Source organism: Qipengyuania psychrotolerans (genome assembly GCF_019711355.1).
Lineage (GTDB): Bacteria > Pseudomonadota > Alphaproteobacteria > Sphingomonadales > Sphingomonadaceae > Qipengyuania > Qipengyuania psychrotolerans.
Genome location: NZ_CP081297.1, coordinates 217974 through 234876 on the forward strand (window position 1 = coordinate 217974; position 16903 = coordinate 234876).

The 16903-nt window shown below is 60.1% G+C and carries 17 protein-coding genes, 1 tRNA gene and 1 riboswitch; of the genes, 10 read left to right on the top strand and 8 right to left on the bottom strand.

The genetic code is table 11. The features are described 5' to 3' along the window. Nucleotides 1-20: 20 nt before the first annotated feature. Nucleotides 21-1268 (bottom strand): mechanosensitive ion channel, encoded by a 1248-nt coding sequence (locus K3166_RS01045; protein ID WP_247714677.1) that lies wholly within the window; start codon nt 1266-1268, stop codon nt 21-23. Between the two features lie 111 nt (nt 1269-1379). On the opposite strand from K3166_RS01045, the gene K3166_RS01050 reads away from it, so the two are divergent. Then, nucleotides 1380-2477, top strand: coding sequence for an isoaspartyl peptidase/L-asparaginase family protein (locus tag K3166_RS01050; protein WP_221422869.1), 1098 nt, complete (start codon nt 1380-1382; stop codon nt 2475-2477). A gap of 21 nt (nt 2478-2498) precedes the next feature. Here K3166_RS01050 and K3166_RS01055 read toward each other — a convergent pair whose 3' ends face one another. Then, a complete protein-coding gene (locus K3166_RS01055) occupies nt 2499-3392 on the bottom strand; it encodes a prephenate dehydratase (protein ID WP_221422870.1) in 894 nt (297 codons plus the stop codon). A 145-nt stretch (nt 3393-3537) separates the two neighbouring features. Here K3166_RS01055 and K3166_RS01060 point away from each other — a divergent pair, with 145 nt between their 5' ends. Next, entirely contained in the window at nt 3538-4215 is a 678-nt protein-coding gene (locus K3166_RS01060; protein ID WP_221422871.1) for a c-type cytochrome, read from the top strand. A gap of 81 nt (nt 4216-4296) precedes the next feature. Here the strand turns inward: K3166_RS01060 and K3166_RS01065 are convergent, their stop codons facing one another. Further along, entirely contained in the window at nt 4297-4959 is a 663-nt protein-coding gene (locus K3166_RS01065; protein ID WP_221422872.1) for an RlmE family RNA methyltransferase, read from the bottom strand. 61 nt (nt 4960-5020) lie between these two features. After that, nucleotides 5021-6241, bottom strand: a complete 1221-nt coding sequence (locus K3166_RS01070) for a Ppx/GppA phosphatase family protein (RefSeq protein WP_221422873.1) — start codon at nt 6239-6241, stop codon at nt 5021-5023. A gap of 173 nt (nt 6242-6414) precedes the next feature. Here K3166_RS01070 and K3166_RS01075 point away from each other — a divergent pair. Then, a tRNA-Gln gene (locus tag K3166_RS01075) sits at nt 6415-6488 on the top strand. Between the two features lie 169 nt (nt 6489-6657). Here the strand turns inward: K3166_RS01075 and K3166_RS01080 are convergent. After that, a complete protein-coding gene (locus K3166_RS01080) occupies nt 6658-7134 on the bottom strand; it encodes a hypothetical protein (protein ID WP_221422874.1) in 477 nt (158 codons plus the stop codon). A 158-nt stretch (nt 7135-7292) separates the two neighbouring features. On the opposite strand from K3166_RS01080, the gene K3166_RS01085 reads away from it, so the two are divergent. The 4 genes from K3166_RS01085 to K3166_RS01100 all read left to right on the top strand — a co-directional run bounded on the left by K3166_RS01085 (nt 7293) and on the right by K3166_RS01100 (nt 12671). Continuing rightward, nucleotides 7293-9131: a winged helix-turn-helix domain-containing protein gene (locus K3166_RS01085; protein ID WP_221422875.1), complete on the top strand. Its 1839-nt coding sequence runs from the start codon at nt 7293-7295 to the stop codon at nt 9129-9131. 273 nt (nt 9132-9404) lie between these two features. Further along, complete coding sequence (locus tag K3166_RS01090) at nt 9405-10091, top strand: thermonuclease family protein (RefSeq protein ID WP_221422876.1); 687 nt, start codon at nt 9405-9407, stop codon at nt 10089-10091. A 60-nt stretch (nt 10092-10151) separates the two neighbouring features. Continuing rightward, nucleotides 10152-10261: riboswitch (TPP riboswitch) on the top strand. Between the two features lie 38 nt (nt 10262-10299). Continuing rightward, nucleotides 10300-12195, top strand: coding sequence for a phosphomethylpyrimidine synthase ThiC (gene thiC, locus K3166_RS01095; protein ID WP_221422877.1), 1896 nt, complete (start codon nt 10300-10302; stop codon nt 12193-12195). Next, nucleotides 12192-12671: a RidA family protein gene (locus K3166_RS01100; RefSeq protein WP_221422878.1), complete on the top strand. Its 480-nt coding sequence runs from the start codon at nt 12192-12194 to the stop codon at nt 12669-12671. The genes thiC and K3166_RS01100 overlap by 4 nt, the downstream gene beginning before the upstream one ends. A gap of 241 nt (nt 12672-12912) precedes the next feature. Here K3166_RS01100 and K3166_RS01105 read toward each other — a convergent pair whose 3' ends face one another. Together K3166_RS01105 and K3166_RS01110 are read right to left on the bottom strand one after the other, a co-directional pair. Continuing rightward, entirely contained in the window at nt 12913-13392 is a 480-nt protein-coding gene (locus K3166_RS01105) for a TIGR02391 family protein (protein ID WP_221422879.1), read from the bottom strand. Then, the gene (locus K3166_RS01110) at nt 13379-14053 is read right to left on the bottom strand and encodes a DUF5343 domain-containing protein (RefSeq protein WP_221422880.1); all 675 of its coding nucleotides are present in this window, start codon (nt 14051-14053) and stop codon (nt 13379-13381) included. The genes K3166_RS01105 and K3166_RS01110 overlap by 14 nt, the downstream gene beginning before the upstream one ends. 863 nt (nt 14054-14916) lie before the next feature. Here K3166_RS01110 and K3166_RS01115 point away from each other — a divergent pair. Next, nucleotides 14917-15600, top strand: a complete 684-nt coding sequence (locus K3166_RS01115) for a hypothetical protein (RefSeq protein ID WP_221422881.1) — start codon at nt 14917-14919, stop codon at nt 15598-15600. 49 nt (nt 15601-15649) lie between these two features. Here the strand turns inward: K3166_RS01115 and K3166_RS01120 are convergent, their stop codons facing one another. Then, the gene (locus K3166_RS01120) at nt 15650-16102 is read right to left on the bottom strand and encodes a pyridoxamine 5'-phosphate oxidase family protein (protein ID WP_221422882.1); all 453 of its coding nucleotides are present in this window, start codon (nt 16100-16102) and stop codon (nt 15650-15652) included. Between the two features lie 136 nt (nt 16103-16238). Here K3166_RS01120 and K3166_RS01125 point away from each other — a divergent pair, with 136 nt between their 5' ends. Both K3166_RS01125 and K3166_RS01130 read left to right on the top strand, forming a co-directional pair. Next, nucleotides 16239-16400 (top strand): hypothetical protein, encoded by a 162-nt coding sequence (locus K3166_RS01125; RefSeq protein WP_221422883.1) that lies wholly within the window; start codon nt 16239-16241, stop codon nt 16398-16400. Nucleotides 16401-16505: 105 nt separating this feature from the next. Then, nucleotides 16506-16895, top strand: a complete 390-nt coding sequence (locus K3166_RS01130) for a DUF6632 domain-containing protein (protein WP_221422884.1) — start codon at nt 16506-16508, stop codon at nt 16893-16895. Nucleotides 16896-16903 lie beyond the last annotated feature (8 nt).

The following is a 16903-nucleotide window of genomic DNA, read 5'->3' on the forward strand; positions in this document are numbered from 1 at the left end:
GGGTCTCGTTATAGTTTTGCTTATGCGCCCGGGGGCAGTGGATCACTGCTTTTCGGAGCCGCGGCCTTGCGCGGTTTCGGCTTCGGAGCCGATGCACTGCCGCCGCCCAGATCATTGTCCATCTGGTCAAGCTTGCGTGCGGCCCAGTCACGTCCGCCAAGCCCGAAGGCCAGGGCGCCCGCCACTGCAACACCGGCGATCAGGATCGTCAGCGCATTGGCCGGGATCATTCCGCCGATGCCGGTGAACTGCAGGCCCATGAACACGAACAGGATGATCGTCGCCCAGCGCACAATGGTCGCTGCGGTCGAGTTTTCATCGTCACCGGCAATCAGCCTTGCCAGCATGTTCGCAATCAGGAAACCGAAGGCAATCACAACTGCACCGAAGATCACGCGCCCGCCCAGCTCAAGCAGCTGGTCGAGGATTGCGGTAAGCTCCGGGAAGCCGAGGATGCGCGTGGCAGCGATGGCAAAGAACAGTATGATTGCCACCTGTGCGACACGGGCAATAATCCCGCTCGCCGTGGTGTTTTCGGCAACCAGTCCGCTTTCGGCCAATGCCCGGTCCACGCCGAGGCCCGGAAGCACTTCCTTCACGATCTGGACCACGAACTTGCTGATCAGGTAGCCGATGCCGAGCAGGATCGCGGCTGCGATAATGTTCGGGATGGCGGCAAAGATCATCCGCAGCATGTCCGATGCAGGTTCGCTGATCGACTGGATTTCCAGCTGTTCAAGCGCGGCGATGGCAACCGGAATGGCGATCAGGACATAGACAATCGTGCCGATCGTCTTGCTGATGGCGGTATTGCCAGTGACATTGTCCACGCCGCCCCTGTTGGCCCATTTGTCGAAATCGACTGTCTGCAATGTGGTGACGACCAGATCGCGGACAATCCGCGCCACCATCATGCCGATGAAGAAGATCAAGCCCGCCCACAGCAAGTTGGGCACGAAGTCGACGACATTCTCGAGCAAGCTGTCGATCGGTCCTGCGACCCCGCCCAGTTCGAGTATGTTGAGTACGATCAAAAGGCCGAACAGCCAGATAAGCAGGCCAACGATCTTGCCCAGGGATTCTCCCAGGCTGGCACCGCTTCCGGTGCCGCGTTTGAAAAAGGCGACGTTGTCTACGAGCTTGGCAAATGCCCATTTGGCGGCGCGTGCCACCAGCCATGTAACGACCAATGCGACGACCGCGTAGATCAGCTTCTCTCCAAGCTGCATCGCGACCTCCTGGTCAAATCTGTATCTGTCGAAAATCACGAAACCTCTCCCCTATTGGTTTCCGTAACGTCGAGGCCTAGCACGATGGCGCTTTCTTACAAAAAACGCGGAAGGGGTGGAGTGGATAACTTTGCCTGCTATCACAAGCTGATGAGACGATTCCTTACCGCATTCGCCCTGTCGCTAACGGGCCTCGCGCTCGCTGGCACGGCTCCCGCAATCGCCCAGGCACCCGTCGAAACTAGCTGGTCGCTGGCCATCCACGGCGGCGCCGGGACCATTGCGCGGGAGAATATGACCCCGGAAGAAGATGCGGCTCACCGGGCATCCTTGCAAGCCGCGCTCGATGCCGGGGCCAAGGTTCTGGACGATGGCGGAACGGCGATGGATGCGGTCGAGGCGGTCATCCTGATCCTTGAAGATGATGCCCGCTTCAATGCTGGCCGCGGTGCGGTTTATACTTGGGAAGAGGGTCACGAACTCGACGCCTCGATCATGGACGGGCGTACACGCGATGCGGGGGCGGTCGCCGGGGTGAAGGCGGTGCGCAATCCGATCCTGCTGGCGCGCAAGGTCATGACCGATAGCCCGCACGTGATGCTTTCAGGCGATGGGGCCCAGGATTTTGCAGTCGAGCAGGGTATCGAGATTGTCCCGTCCAGCTATTTCGACACCGAACGCCGCCGCGAAGCGCTGGAACGGATGAAGGCCGACAAGCTCTCTGCGCTCGATGTTGATATCAAGTTCGGCACAGTCGGCGCGGTGGCGCTGGACGGGGAAGGCAATCTGGCAGCCGGAACTTCCACCGGCGGGATGACCGGCAAACGCTGGGGCCGGATCGGAGATGCGCCGATTATCGGGGCAGGCACCTATGCCGACAATCGCAGCTGCGCGGTCTCGGCCACCGGCTGGGGCGAATATTTCATTCGCGTCGGCGTGGCGCACGAGATTTGTGCGCAATTGCGTTTCGCAAAAATGCCGGCTGATGGAGTCGTTGAGGAAATCGGGAATTTCCTGAGGAAGCAGATTTCGAACGGCGAGGCGCGGGCAATCCCGGGAATGGCCGAGCAAGCGCAGAAAATCAGCGACGAAGTAATGGCCGATGTAAAGGAACTGGGCGGCGACGGCGGGATCATTCTCGTCACGCCCGAAGGTCATGCCCTCTACAGCTTCAACACTGCGGGCATGTACCGCGGCCGTGCGACCAGCGGCGGCATCAAAGAAGTGGCGATCTACGGCGACGAATAGGCGTACGCCCCGGCTCGCTTGTCAGCCGCGTTTGCGTGCCTGGGCATAGCTGCCGAGCAGGCGGACCGAATTGCACTGGAACGCCAGTTCTTCCAGCGCTGCATCGACACGCGGATCGCCGGGTGCGCCTTCGATATCGGCATAGAACATGGTCGCGGCAAAGCTCGCGCCCTTCTGGTAGCTTTCCAGCTTGGTCATGTTGACACCGTTCGTGGCAAAGCAGCCCAGCGCCTTGTACAGGGCGGCAGACACGTTCTTCACCTCGAAGATGAATGTAGTCATCGCCTGCTCGCCCGCCAGTTCCGCTGCGTTGCGGGCGTCCTTGGCCAGCACCACGAAGCGGGTGGTATTGTCATGCGCATCCTCGACCGCGTCTTCGACAATCCTGAGGCCGTAGAGCTCGGCTGCCATCGGCGGGGCGAGGGCGGATATCGTCGGGTTCTGCTGCTCGGCGACATAGGCCGCAGCGCCGGCCGTGTCTGCATGGCTCATCGGAACGATGCCCCGCTGACGAAGGTATTCGCGTGACTGGCCCAGCGCCTGCGGGTGGCTGTACGCAGCCTCGAACGGTCCGGGTCCGGTGGCCATCAGCGCATGAGTGATGCGCATGAAATGTTCGGCCACAATCGAAAGACCGCTTTCGGGAAGCAGGAAATGAATGTCCGCGACCCGGCCATGCTGGCTGTTTTCGATCGGGATCATCGCGCAGCCCGCAGTTCCGTTTTTCACTGCATCCAGCGCATCCTCGAAGCCGAGGAACGGCAGCGGCAACGCGTCGGGCGCAAACTGCATGGCAGCCTGGTGCGAATTCGAACCGGGCGCGCCGCCAAATGCGATGGCGCTTGCCGGCTGGGCGGTGGCGGCACGGCGCATGGAGTCGACCATGGCGAGCGCGGGTTGGGCGAAATTACGCATAGGCCGACGCTGCTAGGGCGCAGGTTTGCCCATCGCAAGCGCATTTGCACTAACTGTTGCGCAAGGCGCACTTGCACAGCGGCGCTCACGGCACTAGAGCCACGCCCAACCTTAGATATCTCGGATTCTCACAGGCTTTCACGCAATGGACGATCGTTTCAACACCGCCGCCGGATGGGTTCTCTTCGCTGGCATCGTGGCTCTCGGGGCGTCGATCGCCTCTGGCATGTTTTTCCACGCCGATTCACACGATTACCCGGAAGGCCAGGATTACGGCTATTTCGTAAAGGGTGAAGAAGTAGGCGCGGAAGAGTCCGGCCCCGACCTTGGCACCGTTCTGGCCAGCGCCGACGCGGCAGCAGGTGAAAAGGTTTTCGCCAAGTGCACCGCTTGCCACACCATCGATCAAGGTGGTGCCAATGGCATCGGCCCCAACCTTTACGGTGTGATGGGCACGCCGATCGGCGCTCATGCAGCAGGTTTCGCCTACAGTTCGGCCCTGTCCGACAAGGGCGGCGAGTGGAGCTGGGAAAACATGAACGCCTGGCTGACCAGCCCGCGCGGCTTTGCCAACGGCACCAAGATGAGCTTCGCGGGTCTTTCCAAGCCCGAAGATCGTGCCAATGTGATGGAATTCATGGCGACCTATGGCGGTGCGCCGGCCAAGCCTGCACCTGCGGCGGTCGAAGAAGCTGTGGCTGAAGATGCGCCCGGCGCCGGCCCCGGTCCGGTTGAAGGTGTCGCGGCCGACGGTGCAGAAGCTGCTGGCGCGATGAGTGCCGACCAGCCGGTCGCTGCCGCAAACAGTGCTGCTGAAAACTAGGACGCAGCCGGGTCGCACGACCCAGCTACTGAAAAGATGATGGAAAGACCCCGCTTCCCGCGGGGTTTTTCTTGTCTTCGATCAGTCGCCCTTGAAGCCCTGGGCAATGACGTACCACTCGCTGGAATCCTTGCGGCTGGCGGGGGGCTTGGCATGCTTGACCGTCTTGAAGTGCTTCTTGAGCAGGTCGAGCAAGTCCTTGTCGGTTCCGCCCGCCAGCACCTTCGCGATGAAGGTGCCGTCCTTGTCGAGATTCTCGACCGCAAACCATGCACCGGCTTCAACCAGTCCCATGGTGCGCAAATGGTCAGTCTGTTTATGACCCACGGTGTTGGCGGCCATATCGCTCATCACCAGATCGGCTTTTCCGCCCATCGCCTCTTCGAGGATGCGCGGCGCATCATCGTCCATGAAATCCATTTCGAAAATGGTGACGCCTTCGATGGGCTCGGTCGGGAGCAAATCGATCCCGACGATGCTGGCCTTGGGTTTCACCTTGCGCACGACCTGGCTCCAGCCGCCGGGCGCAATGCCGAGATCGACCACACGCGTCGCGTTCCTGAGCAGGCCGAATTTCTCGTCCAGCTCGATCAGCTTGTAGGCCGCACGGCTGCGATAGCCGTCCGCCTTTGCCTGCTTGACATAGGGATCGTTCAACTGCCGCTGCAGCCAGCGCGTGGAGGATGCCGTGCGTTTCTTGGCGGTGCGCACCCGCGTGTCGCGATCCTTACCCGACCTGCTCATGGAAGAATCTTTCTGTTGGCTGCCGCGATCGGCGGCAACAGACAGCCGGGATTAAAAGCTCTCATACGTCCTGCTCCCGCATTGGGTAGAGCGAGGCCTTGCTGCGCGCGGCCTCTACATCTGCTGCCATCAAGCTGCGCAAAATCCCTTCGCGGATGCCGCGGTCGGCCACGCCCAGCGTTTCCGAGGGCCAGATGTCGAGAATCGATTCCAGGATGGCACAGCCTGCCACCACCAGATTGGCGCGGTCATCGCCGATGCAAGGCAAGAGCTGTCGTTCAGCCCCGCTCATATGCGACAGCTTGGTGGAGATGTCGCGCATCGCCTGCGATTCCAGGATCAACCCGTCCACCGCGCGTCGATCATATTGCGGTAGCTCAAGATGCAGGCTGGCAAGTGTAGTCACCGTGCCGCTGGTGCCCAGCAGCCGGATAGGATGCTCGCAGCGGGCGTTGGAGGCGATCCGTTCGGCGAACGGCCTGAAGCTGTCGGAAACCGTCTTGCGCATGCGCCCGTATCGGTCCAGCCGCGCTTCCATGCTCTCGTCCGACCCGCTGACCGTATCGGTCAGCGAAACCACTCCCCACGGGACGCTCATCCAGTCGAGGATCCGCGGGACCGCGCCGCTCGGCTCGACCAGCACCAGTTCGGTCGAACCGCCGCCAATGTCGAAGATAACCGCCGGGCCGGGACCCTCTTCGAGCAGGACATGACATCCCAGCACGGCAAGCCGGGCCTCTTCCTGGGCAGAGATAATGTCCAGTACGATGCCGGTTTCTTCGCGCACGCGCTCGATGAAGGCTTCGCCATTGGACGCGCGGCGGCAGGCTTCCGTGGCAACCGATCGCGCCAGATAGACGTGACGGCGGCGCAGCTTTTCCGCGCAGACATTGAGCGCGGCAAGCGTTCTGTCCATCGCGTCATCGGACAGCTTTCCGCTTGCTGCCAAGCCTTCGCCAAGGCGCACGACGCGGCTGAAAGCATCAATGACGGTGAAGTTTTCGCCCGAAGGGCGGGCGATCAGGAGCCGGCAGTTGTTCGTGCCCAGATCCAGCGCGGCATAAGCTTGTCGCCGGTTTTGGGGGCGGCCAATGTTCGGTGTGAATTTGGATGCACTCGGATCCGCAGCGCGCGGCTGTCCACCGCGCGGAGCCGGTTTGCGGCCGGTCTTGCCATCGGGCCGGGAGGGGCGCTTGTAGCGGAAATCGGCTACGTTGCCGGACGGTCCGCCCCTCTTTTTTCCGTGCCCCCTTTTACTGTCCGGCGGAGTTTGATCCGCCATGGGGTGTCATCTTTCTATCCTCCCGCACGAACGAGTGCGCACGGGGACTTGCCTGCAACGCTAGCCGCGAAGGCGCTTTGGGGCAAGCACAAGGGTTGACCGCCGCCCTGCGCGAAACTAAGTGCGCCCCTCTTCCGGCTTTGGTTGCGATTCTACAGCCCGGCCGTTGGTGATGCCCCGTCGTCTAATGGTAAGACTACGGACTCTGACTCCGTCAATTGAGGTTCGAATCCTCACGGGGCATCCATTTTCTCACAATTACAGAGCATCGCCGGCTGCAGGCATGGCGCGGCGCGTCTGGGCTGCGCACACAAAAAACCGGCAGGTCGGGACTGACAACCTGCCGGTTCTTTGTCGGCAACTGCACCTAAAAGAGCAGCGCCAGGGGTTCGGCCCGGGTCGCGTGGGCCGAATTATCAGTCCACGAAGGTGACTTCGCGAACGTGGTAAGAACCCGTCAGGCGGCGGATCTTGTTATAGACATCGCGGACAACGCGCTGGCTGCGCTCTTCCTGCTGGGCGCCGTATGCCGTCATGAATTCGGCATAACGCTGCTTGCTGGGGCCCATGTCTGCAGTCTTGGCGAACTTGATGACCAGCAAGAGGTCGAATGCTTCGCCCTCTCCGTTCATATTGGTATAGATCGCATAGTCTTCGATGTGGCCGAGGCGCTTGGCCACTTCGTTGCCGGCCACCCAGGTTGACCGCAGGTTTTCGAGATAGTTTTCCCACTCGCCCGCGTCGATGTCGACGGTGACCATCTCGTAGACCGAATCCGAAACCTCGTAATCCTCGTATATACTGATCTCGGCGGCAGCCGGTGCGCTGGCGAGCAGAGCGCCGCCTGCAAGGGTGAGCGCCAATGTCCGTGCGTTTGCAATTGTCTTGATCATGGTCATGTCCTTTTGTTGGTATTTTTCAGTCCAAAAGATTGCCGGGTTATCCCGCGACCTGATTGATGGGCGATCGGAAGAAATGATACCTTCCCAATTTCTTAGGGTTTGTTTAGGAATGCCCTCAGGGCGCTGGACAATCACTGTTGGGGACTGGGTTGGCTTGCTTTCGCGTTGGGGACGCGCGCATCGATTTTGTTGCACGAACGATCGAGCGTGAGGGCGAAAGCCATTCGCTCGAACCCAAGGTGATGTCCGTTCTCACGATACTGGTCGAGCGCTGCGGGCAGGTCGTGTCACGGGACACGCTGGTCGAAGCCATCTGGTCAGTTCGGTTTGGCGGAGACGAACGCCTGTCACGCGCGATATCGTTGCTGCGCACCGCGCTCGGCGATAGCGGGGGCAAGCAGGGCGTCATCAAGACCATTCCGAAAGAAGGTTATAGCCTGGTTGCCGAAGTGGAGCCGATAAGTCCTGCGACCGGCCCCTCATATGGTGATCCCTCGGAACCCTCGGTCTACGTGCCCGCTCCGCCGAATTCCGTGGCGGTACTGCCCTTCGATGACATGAGCAGGCAGGGGGATCGGCGCTATCTGGGTGACGGGATCGCCGAGGAAATCATCAACGGGCTTGCCCAGATCGAAGGCGCCCATGTGACGGGCCGCGTGTCGTCTTTCGCGGTCCGCGATGCCGGGATGGACACAACCCAGATTTCCCGAAAACTTGGCGTTGCCTTTGTAATGGAAGGATCGGTCAGGCTGCAGGCCGACCAGCTCCGCGTCACTGCCCAGTTGGTCTCGGCAGAGGATGGTTTTCACCGTTGGTCGCGCGAGTTCAACGGCCAGCCCAGCGACTTGTTTGCGTTCTACGATGAGGTCGCTGCCGAAGTGGTGTCCGCATTCGCCGACATGATGGGCTTGCAAGTGAATATGCCCGTAGAAAGCGGCAAGGCGCTCACCCGCGATACGGACGCCTATCAACTCTTCCTGGAGGGTCGCAATGCGACTCACCAGCAGGACGGCAAGCACACCCTGCCCAAGGCGATTGCGTTGCTGGGTGAGGCGGTCGAGCGCGATCCCGAATTCGCGCAGGCATGGGCCTTCCTGTCGATCGCCCATTTCTTCATGCTTGAATACTCAAGCACGCCCGAATGGCGCCATCATCTGGCCGAAGGGCGCAAGGCAGCTGAGCATGCTTTCCGGCTTTCCCCTCACGAGCCGGTCACGGCTGTTCCGCGATTTTTCGTGGCCGCTCACGATGTGCGGTTCGACAGGCACTGCGAACTGGCACAAACGCTGTTTGACCGCGCACCGAATTCTCCGATGACGCATTATTACCTCGCCGTCGTGTTGATTGCGTGCGGGCTGATGAAAGAGGGATTGGGGCATCTCGAGCAGGTGTTGCGCTCCGAACCGCTTTCTATCGCGGGTCAGTCGCTGGTCAGCACGGCCCGGTTCACGCTGGGCGAAACGGAGCAATCGGAAGAGCCGTATCTGCGCGCTTTCGATCTGGGAATCCTGCCATCCGGCATCACGGCAATCTGGTTGCTGGTGGAGCGCGGCGAAACCGCCGAAGCCGAAGCCCTGCTGCACGCGCGATACCATGAACTTGCGCCGCTTTTCGCCAATCTGTTCGGCGTGATCGGGAGCCGGTTCCTGATCATCAAAGCAGTGGTCCACGGGAAGGAATGGGCGCGAACAATTCTCGCCTCATCCATGCGCCGCCGGATGGAGAAGGGCCTGATCCAGCCCAATGCAGGCGCCCTTATCATGCCGGTCATACTCGCCCGGCCGAAACTTTTCATGGACGCCTGCCGCAAGGTTTCGGCAACTTATTTGCCAGGAGCACTGGCGCAGATCTGGGCGGACACCCGGAATGCAAGACTGGTCCGCGAGCACGATGAGTTCCCCCAGTTCGCAAGCGAAATCGGCCTCGTCGAAGTCTGGAAAAGACGCGGCTGGCCCGATGGCATCGATCCTGCGAATTTCGTCATTTAAGGCAGATCGATAGACAGGGCCGCTTCACGCGCGTTGTTCTTTTGTATCAACTGCTTGCAGGTGCGCGCGATCTTGGCGGATATTTCCTAGACGCAGCCCGTGCTTGGTTAGCAATTGGTAACTTGTTGAGGCCAAGGATCGCATCTGTTCGCCGTCTCCCGACGAGATGTCTCTTGCCCCTTGGAGCGGCAGCGACGGCGCTGCTTCGCCGGTTTAACCAGAAAGGCGATTGATTGCCCGTAATCGATTGCCCGTAGATAGAAAGTGCCCGCAATGCATATCAGACTGATAATCGCAGCCTTTGTCGGACTTTCATCGCCTGCTGCAGCGCAGCTCTACTTCGGCCAGGCGACAGCGCTCGACGGCGATTCCCTGCAAATGACGGGGGCCACCTTTGCGCTGGCGGGCATCGATGCACTGGAGGCGCGCCAGACCTGCCTGCGCGGCGACAAGGTGTGGAACTGCGGTGAATATGCGAGCGCTGCGCTTAAGGCGCTTGTTGACGGAAAGCGGGTCAAATGCACCCAGCGCGGAACCGATGCGCTTGGGCAGGTCATTGCGACCTGCACGGTGGACGGCCGCGATCTGGGCCAGGAGATGGTCCGTATGGGCCTTGCCGTGGCGCTCGAGGGCACCGACCCCGATTATGGCGAGTGGGAGGATCTCGCGCGCCTGAACTCAGCAGGCATCTGGTCCACCGAGTTTCAGGCCCCGGCTGAATTCAGGGAGAGCGACCCTTTGGCCGCCCAGGAAATGCGGGCCATGCTGGCAGAGCGTGAACGCCAGCTCAAAGCGATGGAGGCGGTGCGCAATGCTCCACGTACAGTCTACTATTCTGGCTGCCGCCAAGCTCAGGCTGCGGGCGCGACACCGCTTCACCGAGGCGAGCCAGGCTATCGGATCGAAATGGACGGCGACGGTGACGGCGTCGCCTGTGAGCGTTACCCCAGCCGGCGCTAATCTTGCGGCCGCGATTGCCGATGACGGCGCTGGATTCCTGCCGCTGCCTCGGCTAGACCGCCTGCATCCCCGGGGAGCGCGCTTGCGCTGAGAGGGGCGGGGTAAGCGCCGCCCGACCCGTCGAACCTGAACCGATTAGCATCGGCGGAGGGAGTGGGCGGCACGTGATTCCGGCCCGCTCTCCATTCGCCAACTGGAGACATTTCGCATGGCCGACATCAACAGCAAATTCGACATTGGCGTCACCACCGGCCCGATCCGCGGCAGCCGCAAGGTCCACATCGGCGCGAAAAGCGGCTCCGGTATCCAGGTTGCCATGCGCGAAATCGACCTTGAAGGCGGCGAACCCAGCGTGCGCGTCTACGATACCTCCGGTCCCTATACCGATGCCAACGCCACGATCGACATCCGTGCAGGCCTGGAACAGAAGCGCCGCGAGTGGATCCTGGCCCGCGGCGATGTCGAGGAATATGACGCCCGCGAAGTAAAGCCGGAAGACAATGGCCAGCTCGGCCCCGATCGTTCGGGCGGTGTCCCTGCATTTCCCAACGTCCACAAACGCGTACTGCGCGCCAAGCCCGGTGCCAATGTCAGCCAGATGCATTACGCGCGCCAGGGCATCATCACGCCCGAGATGGAATATGTCGCCGAGCGCGAAAATCTCGGCCGCGAATACATTCGCCGCGAGATCGAAGGAAACAGCTGGGGCGCGGAAATCCCGGAATATGTCACGCCGGAATTCGTCCGTGACGAACTGGCGCGCGGCCGTGCGATCATTCCCAACAATATCAACCACCCCGAAAGCGAACCGATGGCGATCGGGCGCAACTTCCTCGTCAAGATCAACGCCAATATCGGCAACTCCGCCGTCGCATCGGATGTGGCGGCTGAGGTCGACAAGATGGTCTGGTCGATCCGCTGGGGCGCCGACACCGTCATGGACCTGTCGACGGGCCGCAACATCCACGACACCCGCGAATGGATCATCCGCAACAGCCCCGTCCCCATCGGCACCGTGCCGATTTACCAGGCGCTGGAGAAGGTCGGCGGCGTGGCCGAAGACCTGACGTGGGAAATCTTCCGCGACACGCTGATCGAACAGGCCGAACAGGGCGTCGACTATTTCACCATCCATGCCGGCGTGCGCCTGCCCTATGTCCCGATGGCGGCCAAGCGCGTTACCGGCATCGTCAGCCGCGGCGGTTCGATCATGGCGAAATGGTGCCTCGCGCACCACAAGGAGAGCTTCCTCTACGAGCACTTCGACGACATCACCGAGATCATGAAAGCCTATGACATCGCCTATTCGCTGGGCGACGGTCTGCGCCCCGGCAGCATCGCCGACGCCAATGACGAAGCGCAGTTCGCGGAACTCTACACGCTGGGCGAGCTGACCCACCGAGCGTGGAAATCCGATGTGCAGGTGATGATCGAAGGCCCGGGCCACGTGCCCATGCACAAGATCAAGGAGAACATGACCAAGCAGCTGGAAGTGTGCGGCGAAGCGCCGTTCTACACGCTTGGGCCCCTCGTCACCGATATCGCGCCAGGATACGACCACATCACCAGCGGCATCGGCGCCGCGCAGATCGGCTGGTACGGCACGGCGATGCTTTGCTACGTCACGCCGAAGGAACACCTCGGCCTGCCCGACCGCGACGATGTGAAGGTGGGCGTGGTCACCTACAAGCTGGCCGCCCACGCTGCCGATTTGGCCAAGGGCCACCCCGCGGCACAGGTTCGCGACGATGCCCTGTCAAAAGCGCGCTTCGAGTTTCGCTGGCGCGACCAGTTCAACCTCAGCCTTGACCCGGACACGGCCGAGGAATTTCACGACCAGACGCTCCCCGCAGAAGGCGCCAAGACCGCGCATTTCTGCTCCATGTGCGGCCCGAAATTCTGCTCGATGAAGATCAGCCAGGAAGTGCGCGATTTTGCCAGCAAGCAGAACCAGAGCGCCGACGGCTTCCTTGAAAGCGAGAAATGGGGCGCGGACACCGCCGAAGCGAGCCGCAAGGCCGCCGAGCAAGGCATGCGCGAGATGAGCGAGCTGTACAAAGCCAAGGGCGACAAGCTGTATTTGCCGGAAGAGGAAACCGAATGATGACGATGCGCCCCAAATTACTCGCCGCCGCGCTTGCGCTCGGCCTTGCTGCACCCGCGCTGGCCGATGGCCACGAAGCGGGCAGCAAGCACACAATCATGCCCGAGGACGAGGGCGCGCGCGCCTTCATGGAGCAATTCGGCTTTTCCGAAGCAGTGATCCACGGCGATACCGTTTATCTGTCGGGCGTGATCCTCGGCCCCGCGCCCGAAGGGATGACCCGCGAAGAAGCTTACGAGCGCAGCTTCCAGTATCTCGGCACCGTGCTCGAACGGGCCGGGTCGAGCTGGGACGACGTGATCGACATCACCACCTACCATGTCGATATAGACGCCTCGATGCCCGCGCTGGCGGCGGTGAAAAACCGCTATGTCAAAGCGCCATTCCCGGCCTGGACCGCGATCGACGTCGACCGCCTCTATGCCGCCGAGGGCGAAGTGGAAATCAAGATCACCGCGCGGGTAACGCCGATGTAGGGATCGCACCTGCTGCAAGGTGAGATAGGCAGGAAGCATGCGACTTCGGCGCCAAGCAGAACCAGAGCGCCGACGGCTTCCTCAAAAGCGAGAAGTGGAGCGGGGACAACGCCGAAGCGAGCCGCAAGGCCGCCGAGGAAGGAATATGCGAGATGAGCAAGGTCTATAAAGACATCGGCGAGCGGTTGTATTAACCGGAGGACTAGGATTGGGCCCCCTCGCATAGCGTTGCGGATTGACGCTAGAAGGTTTGCCCTGCCTCCTCAAGTCGTCTCATTAGCATCGAGATGAAGCTCAGGTGCTCTAGACAGAGTGACTGCTCATCGCGAATGGAAGCGTCGTGACCTCTCGGATTCCGTATCGCCCAAACGAGCCCTACAAACAGTGACATGTAGCCTTTTTGCTCAGTCTTCTCGGTTTCGTTCGAAAGGGCGTTTAACGCCATTTTTGGATTCTTGTCGTTAAATGCCTGCTGCATAAGGGCCGCACCGGACAACTCTAGACCTGACATTTTCGCAACGCGCCGGTCTACAAACTTTGCGGCATGAAACGTGGCTTCAGCATAGTGGGCGTCATCGAAGAGCTTAGTTACTTTTTTTGGTAGCTTGGTGTGAATGTCCCTAATGACGAAGGGGTGTTGGTCTCCTTCTTGGGAGGCTGGCTCGTCCGTGAAGAACGATACATTTCTGACAACCCATTCGAATTGCTCAAGAATTGCCATCGATCAGATTCTTTTTAATACTAGCGAAGATATGATCGTAAGCATCTTTTGAAGCATTCGCCGGCAGGTTGACCTCAACACGAACCGTAAGCGCTACGTCCGATCCGCTTCGCGGAACGACGACTTTTTCGGCAGGTTTTGGCGGCTTTTGAGCTCCCTCATTCACACGCGGTTCTAGAGTTACCTTCTTTTTTGAGACTTTGTTTGGCCCTCGCGGTCCGCGCGTGAGAATTTCCTCTTCGCGCTTCCCACTCAGCGAGGCCAAAGTCTGGAAAGTAATAGCCTGCCTCTTCCCGACAACTGCGCTAGTACCGTCGGAACGTCTGAAGAAAGAAATCAGATCATCTTGATTTGCGTTCCAAGCTCCGTTCGACCTGAGTTCGAATAGATCAGAATATGCAGATTCAACTAACTCTGAGAGTTTTTCACCAAATTCTTGATCGTCATGCAGCGAAAATAGATCTTGCCCGATTTGAGTGCGTTTGTTTTCTTGGTTCACCGCTTCGAGATACTTTAGCACATTTATGACGCCGTTTTCATTGCCAGAAGCAATCGCAAGCTTCTTCAATGTGTCCGAGTCAATTTTAGCTGGGAACGATTGTCGAAATTGACTGATGGCTGATTGAAGAATTCCGCCACTTGGCACATATGGGTGAGACATTTTTAGAATTCCTCGATGTAAAAGTGCAGCCGCTGCACTTTTTTAGCACTGAGTTATAAAGTGAGATGAAGTTGCTATAGTCAAGGTTGCGCCGCCAACCCCTCCACTGACGCCGTAGCTCATCCGTCATTGTGTCCCCCCGCGATTACATCGCGAAAGCCGGAATCTGCTTTTCTCAGCGCTTCCTTCTTTACCGCGTTCCGGGCGGTGTTGCTTTCGTGAGGATGGATTACTTGTTATTTTGACGCGTGCACCAACCGGTACTGCGAATTAAGCCTACAAAAGCACGGTATGGACAAAGGTACTCAAACAAGAAATTCTTTTCGATAGCTGTCATAGGCTAGAAGGCGCGGGAATTTGGGGAGAACGTCAACCGGCTCCTCTCCATCTTCAGCGCTGAAGAATCTCGAAAAAACAACGCAGCAATCGGCAAGATCCTTCTTGCTCAGGTTCTTGTTCAGTGGGGGCCGCAGATATGCGATTAGAGCGTGTTCAGCGGCAGCGTGGTCGGTGCGATGCCGCTTGATTCGGCGCCCGCTTGCTCCGCGTGTCCTAACCTCCCCGATGTAAAACCGTTTGTTGTCGGGATGCGCGAGTTTCTCGTGATTGTTAAATCGTGAGTTTGGTCTCTCAGTCAATCCTATGTATCCGATCCGGTTGTGAGACTGGACTGACATATAAAGACAACAAGTCCCGTCGTCGAAATCGGTTGCTTCGCGTTTCAGTTCATCCTTGGAATGGTACGGACCGTACCAATCGACTATGATCGCTTCAGGCATAATGTGACCTAGAAATTATTGACTTAATTTCCGTAGCGAACCTCCAGCTTTCCTACACTAATAAAATCTGCCCTATCCTTGCCAATGAGCAAGCATGATCCCTCAATCACTCCGGCCAGCCGCCGCCATGATGGCTGGTCGCTCGCCAAGCAGGCGGCGTTCTTGCGCCAGCTTTCCGCCACGCACTCGGTCTCGGCGGCGGCGAAGTCGGTGGGGATGAGCCGCCAGTCGGCCTATCGCTTGCGCTCCAAGCTGAAGGGGCAGGCGTTCGATCTTGCGTGGGAGGTGGCGTTTCATCATTCCTACGATGTGCTCGCCCATGCGGCGCTCGACCGGGCGCTGAACGGGGTGGAAGTGCCGGTGTTCTTCCAGGGCGAGCAGGTCGGCAGCTATCGCAAATATGACGAGCGGCTGACGGTGGCGCTGCTGGGCAAGATGACACTGGGCGGCAATCCGGCGCTGGGGCGGCTCGCCCCGCAGGCGGAATGTCATGCGCGCGATTTCGAAGGACTGCTGGCGCAGCTGGAAGCGGGGGATGCGGTGTGCACCGGCGCACCCGGGCCGGACGATCCGGGCGAGCTGGCCGCCTTGCGCCAGTTCGGGAGCGGACGGGCGCTGCGTGACGCGCTGGACCACGATGGCGAGGATGATTGGGCCGAGGACGAGGATGAGGGTGAGAGCGGCGCCCCGATCCACTGTCCGTCCGCCCTTGGCGACGAGGAATTAATCGAGATTTTGCAGCAGGGTAGCGCCCGCCGGGAAAAGTGACACGGTGTCACCTTCGTCCGGCGGGCGGGTTATGTCGGCGTGATCGCTATTACTGCGGAATGTCGAAATCGCCTTCGTCCTCGCCGTCCCAATAGGCGGCGCGGGTCGAATGGACGTGCAGCATGACCATGCCTTCGGTGTCCACGCCGTTTTCGAACCAGCGTTCGAGGTCTTCGACCCAGTGCTGTTTGAATGCATCCTTGTTGCGGACGACCTCGGCCTTGCCTTCCACCGAGATGAAGATGCCCGGTGCGCCTTGCGGGGAAGGTGCGCCCTGGAAGGACAGGCCGACTTTGGGGTTGGACTTGATATCGTCCACCATGCGGCAATCTTCCCACGTGAAATAATAGCTGTCGCCATCGAAATCGACCTGGCGGTTATTGCTCATCGGGCGCGCGCCGATCTGGCCGTCTGCCGTGTGCGTGTTGAGCATGGCAAAATCGATATCTTTCATCGCCTTGGCGATGTGGTCCAGATGCTGTTGCGGGGTCTTGTCTGTCATGGTGCGCTCCTGAGTTGGTGTTACATCGACAGCGGTTGAGCCATGTCGCCGTTCCCCGGATCGCGGGGTATCCACCAAAGCGCTGTCCCCGCAGCGCATCTGCCGCTAGGGCGCACGCCTACTCGCAGGAGACATCATGGCCGACCTTTACCGCAAGAACCTGGAATCCGAACGCCGGCAGCTGTGGGCCACGTGCCGGCTCAAGGGTTTGGCGAAAGACACGCCGCAGCGCCTGCGTATCGTTGAAATCGACCGGCTATTGGCGGAACACAAGGCCAAGCAGTCCAAGCCGGATTGAGACTTCGCGCAAATCCTGCGGCGTCTTGCGGACCTGCCGGATTTGCGTTGGAAGGCGCCGCGCAGTATTCATGCGGCAGGGTCGCTCCGGAAGGAGGGCCATGTCATGCTTGGCAAATACACCTATCTGCAGGTCGCACTGTTCGTATTCGGCGTTATTTTCTGCCTGATATATCCGCTCGCGCTGGTCTGGCCCGCGGGATGGGCGTGGCACGAAGGTGCGCCGCTGAGCAATAATTACTACGCCATGATTGTCGGCGTATATGCGACGCTGGGCATCTTCCTGATCCGCGCGTCCGCCCAGCCTTCTGCCCACCGCTCGCTGATCTGGTTCACCATCTGGTCGAGCGTGGTCCACGCGGCGGTCATGGCGATACAGGCTGTCCAGCAACCCATGCATGGGGGCCATCTTCTGGGCGATGTGCCGGCGCTCTTGCTGGTGGCAGTAGTATTGGGCGTGCTGCAACGAGGCGGTGCAGCGGCCGACGCAAGCTAAGCACATGG

Excerpts from the sequence above, each read along its gene's own strand:
- K3166_RS01050 (WP_221422869.1), top strand. The coding sequence starts at position 1,380 with ATGAGACGATTCCTTACCGCATTCGCCCTGTCGCTAACGGGCCTCGCG.
- K3166_RS01055 (WP_221422870.1), bottom strand. The coding sequence starts at position 3,392 with ATGCGTAATTTCGCCCAACCCGCGCTCGCCATGGTCGACTCCATGCGC.
- K3166_RS01060 (WP_221422871.1), top strand. The coding sequence starts at position 3,538 with ATGGACGATCGTTTCAACACCGCCGCCGGATGGGTTCTCTTCGCTGGC.
- K3166_RS01065 (WP_221422872.1), bottom strand. The coding sequence starts at position 4,959 with ATGAGCAGGTCGGGTAAGGATCGCGACACGCGGGTGCGCACCGCCAAG.
- K3166_RS01070 (WP_221422873.1), bottom strand. The coding sequence starts at position 6,241 with ATGGCGGATCAAACTCCGCCGGACAGTAAAAGGGGGCACGGAAAAAAG.
- K3166_RS01080 (WP_221422874.1), bottom strand. The coding sequence starts at position 7,134 with ATGATCAAGACAATTGCAAACGCACGGACATTGGCGCTCACCCTTGCA.
- K3166_RS01090 (WP_221422876.1), top strand. The coding sequence starts at position 9,405 with ATGCATATCAGACTGATAATCGCAGCCTTTGTCGGACTTTCATCGCCT.
- thiC (WP_221422877.1), top strand. The coding sequence starts at position 10,300 with ATGGCCGACATCAACAGCAAATTCGACATTGGCGTCACCACCGGCCCG.
- K3166_RS01100 (WP_221422878.1), top strand. The coding sequence starts at position 12,192 with ATGATGACGATGCGCCCCAAATTACTCGCCGCCGCGCTTGCGCTCGGC.
- K3166_RS01105 (WP_221422879.1), bottom strand. The coding sequence starts at position 13,392 with ATGGCAATTCTTGAGCAATTCGAATGGGTTGTCAGAAATGTATCGTTC.
- K3166_RS01110 (WP_221422880.1), bottom strand. The coding sequence starts at position 14,053 with ATGTCTCACCCATATGTGCCAAGTGGCGGAATTCTTCAATCAGCCATC.
- K3166_RS01115 (WP_221422881.1), top strand. The coding sequence starts at position 14,917 with ATGAGCAAGCATGATCCCTCAATCACTCCGGCCAGCCGCCGCCATGAT.
- K3166_RS01120 (WP_221422882.1), bottom strand. The coding sequence starts at position 16,102 with ATGACAGACAAGACCCCGCAACAGCATCTGGACCACATCGCCAAGGCG.
- K3166_RS01125 (WP_221422883.1), top strand. The coding sequence starts at position 16,239 with ATGGCCGACCTTTACCGCAAGAACCTGGAATCCGAACGCCGGCAGCTG.
- K3166_RS01130 (WP_221422884.1), top strand. The coding sequence starts at position 16,506 with ATGCTTGGCAAATACACCTATCTGCAGGTCGCACTGTTCGTATTCGGC.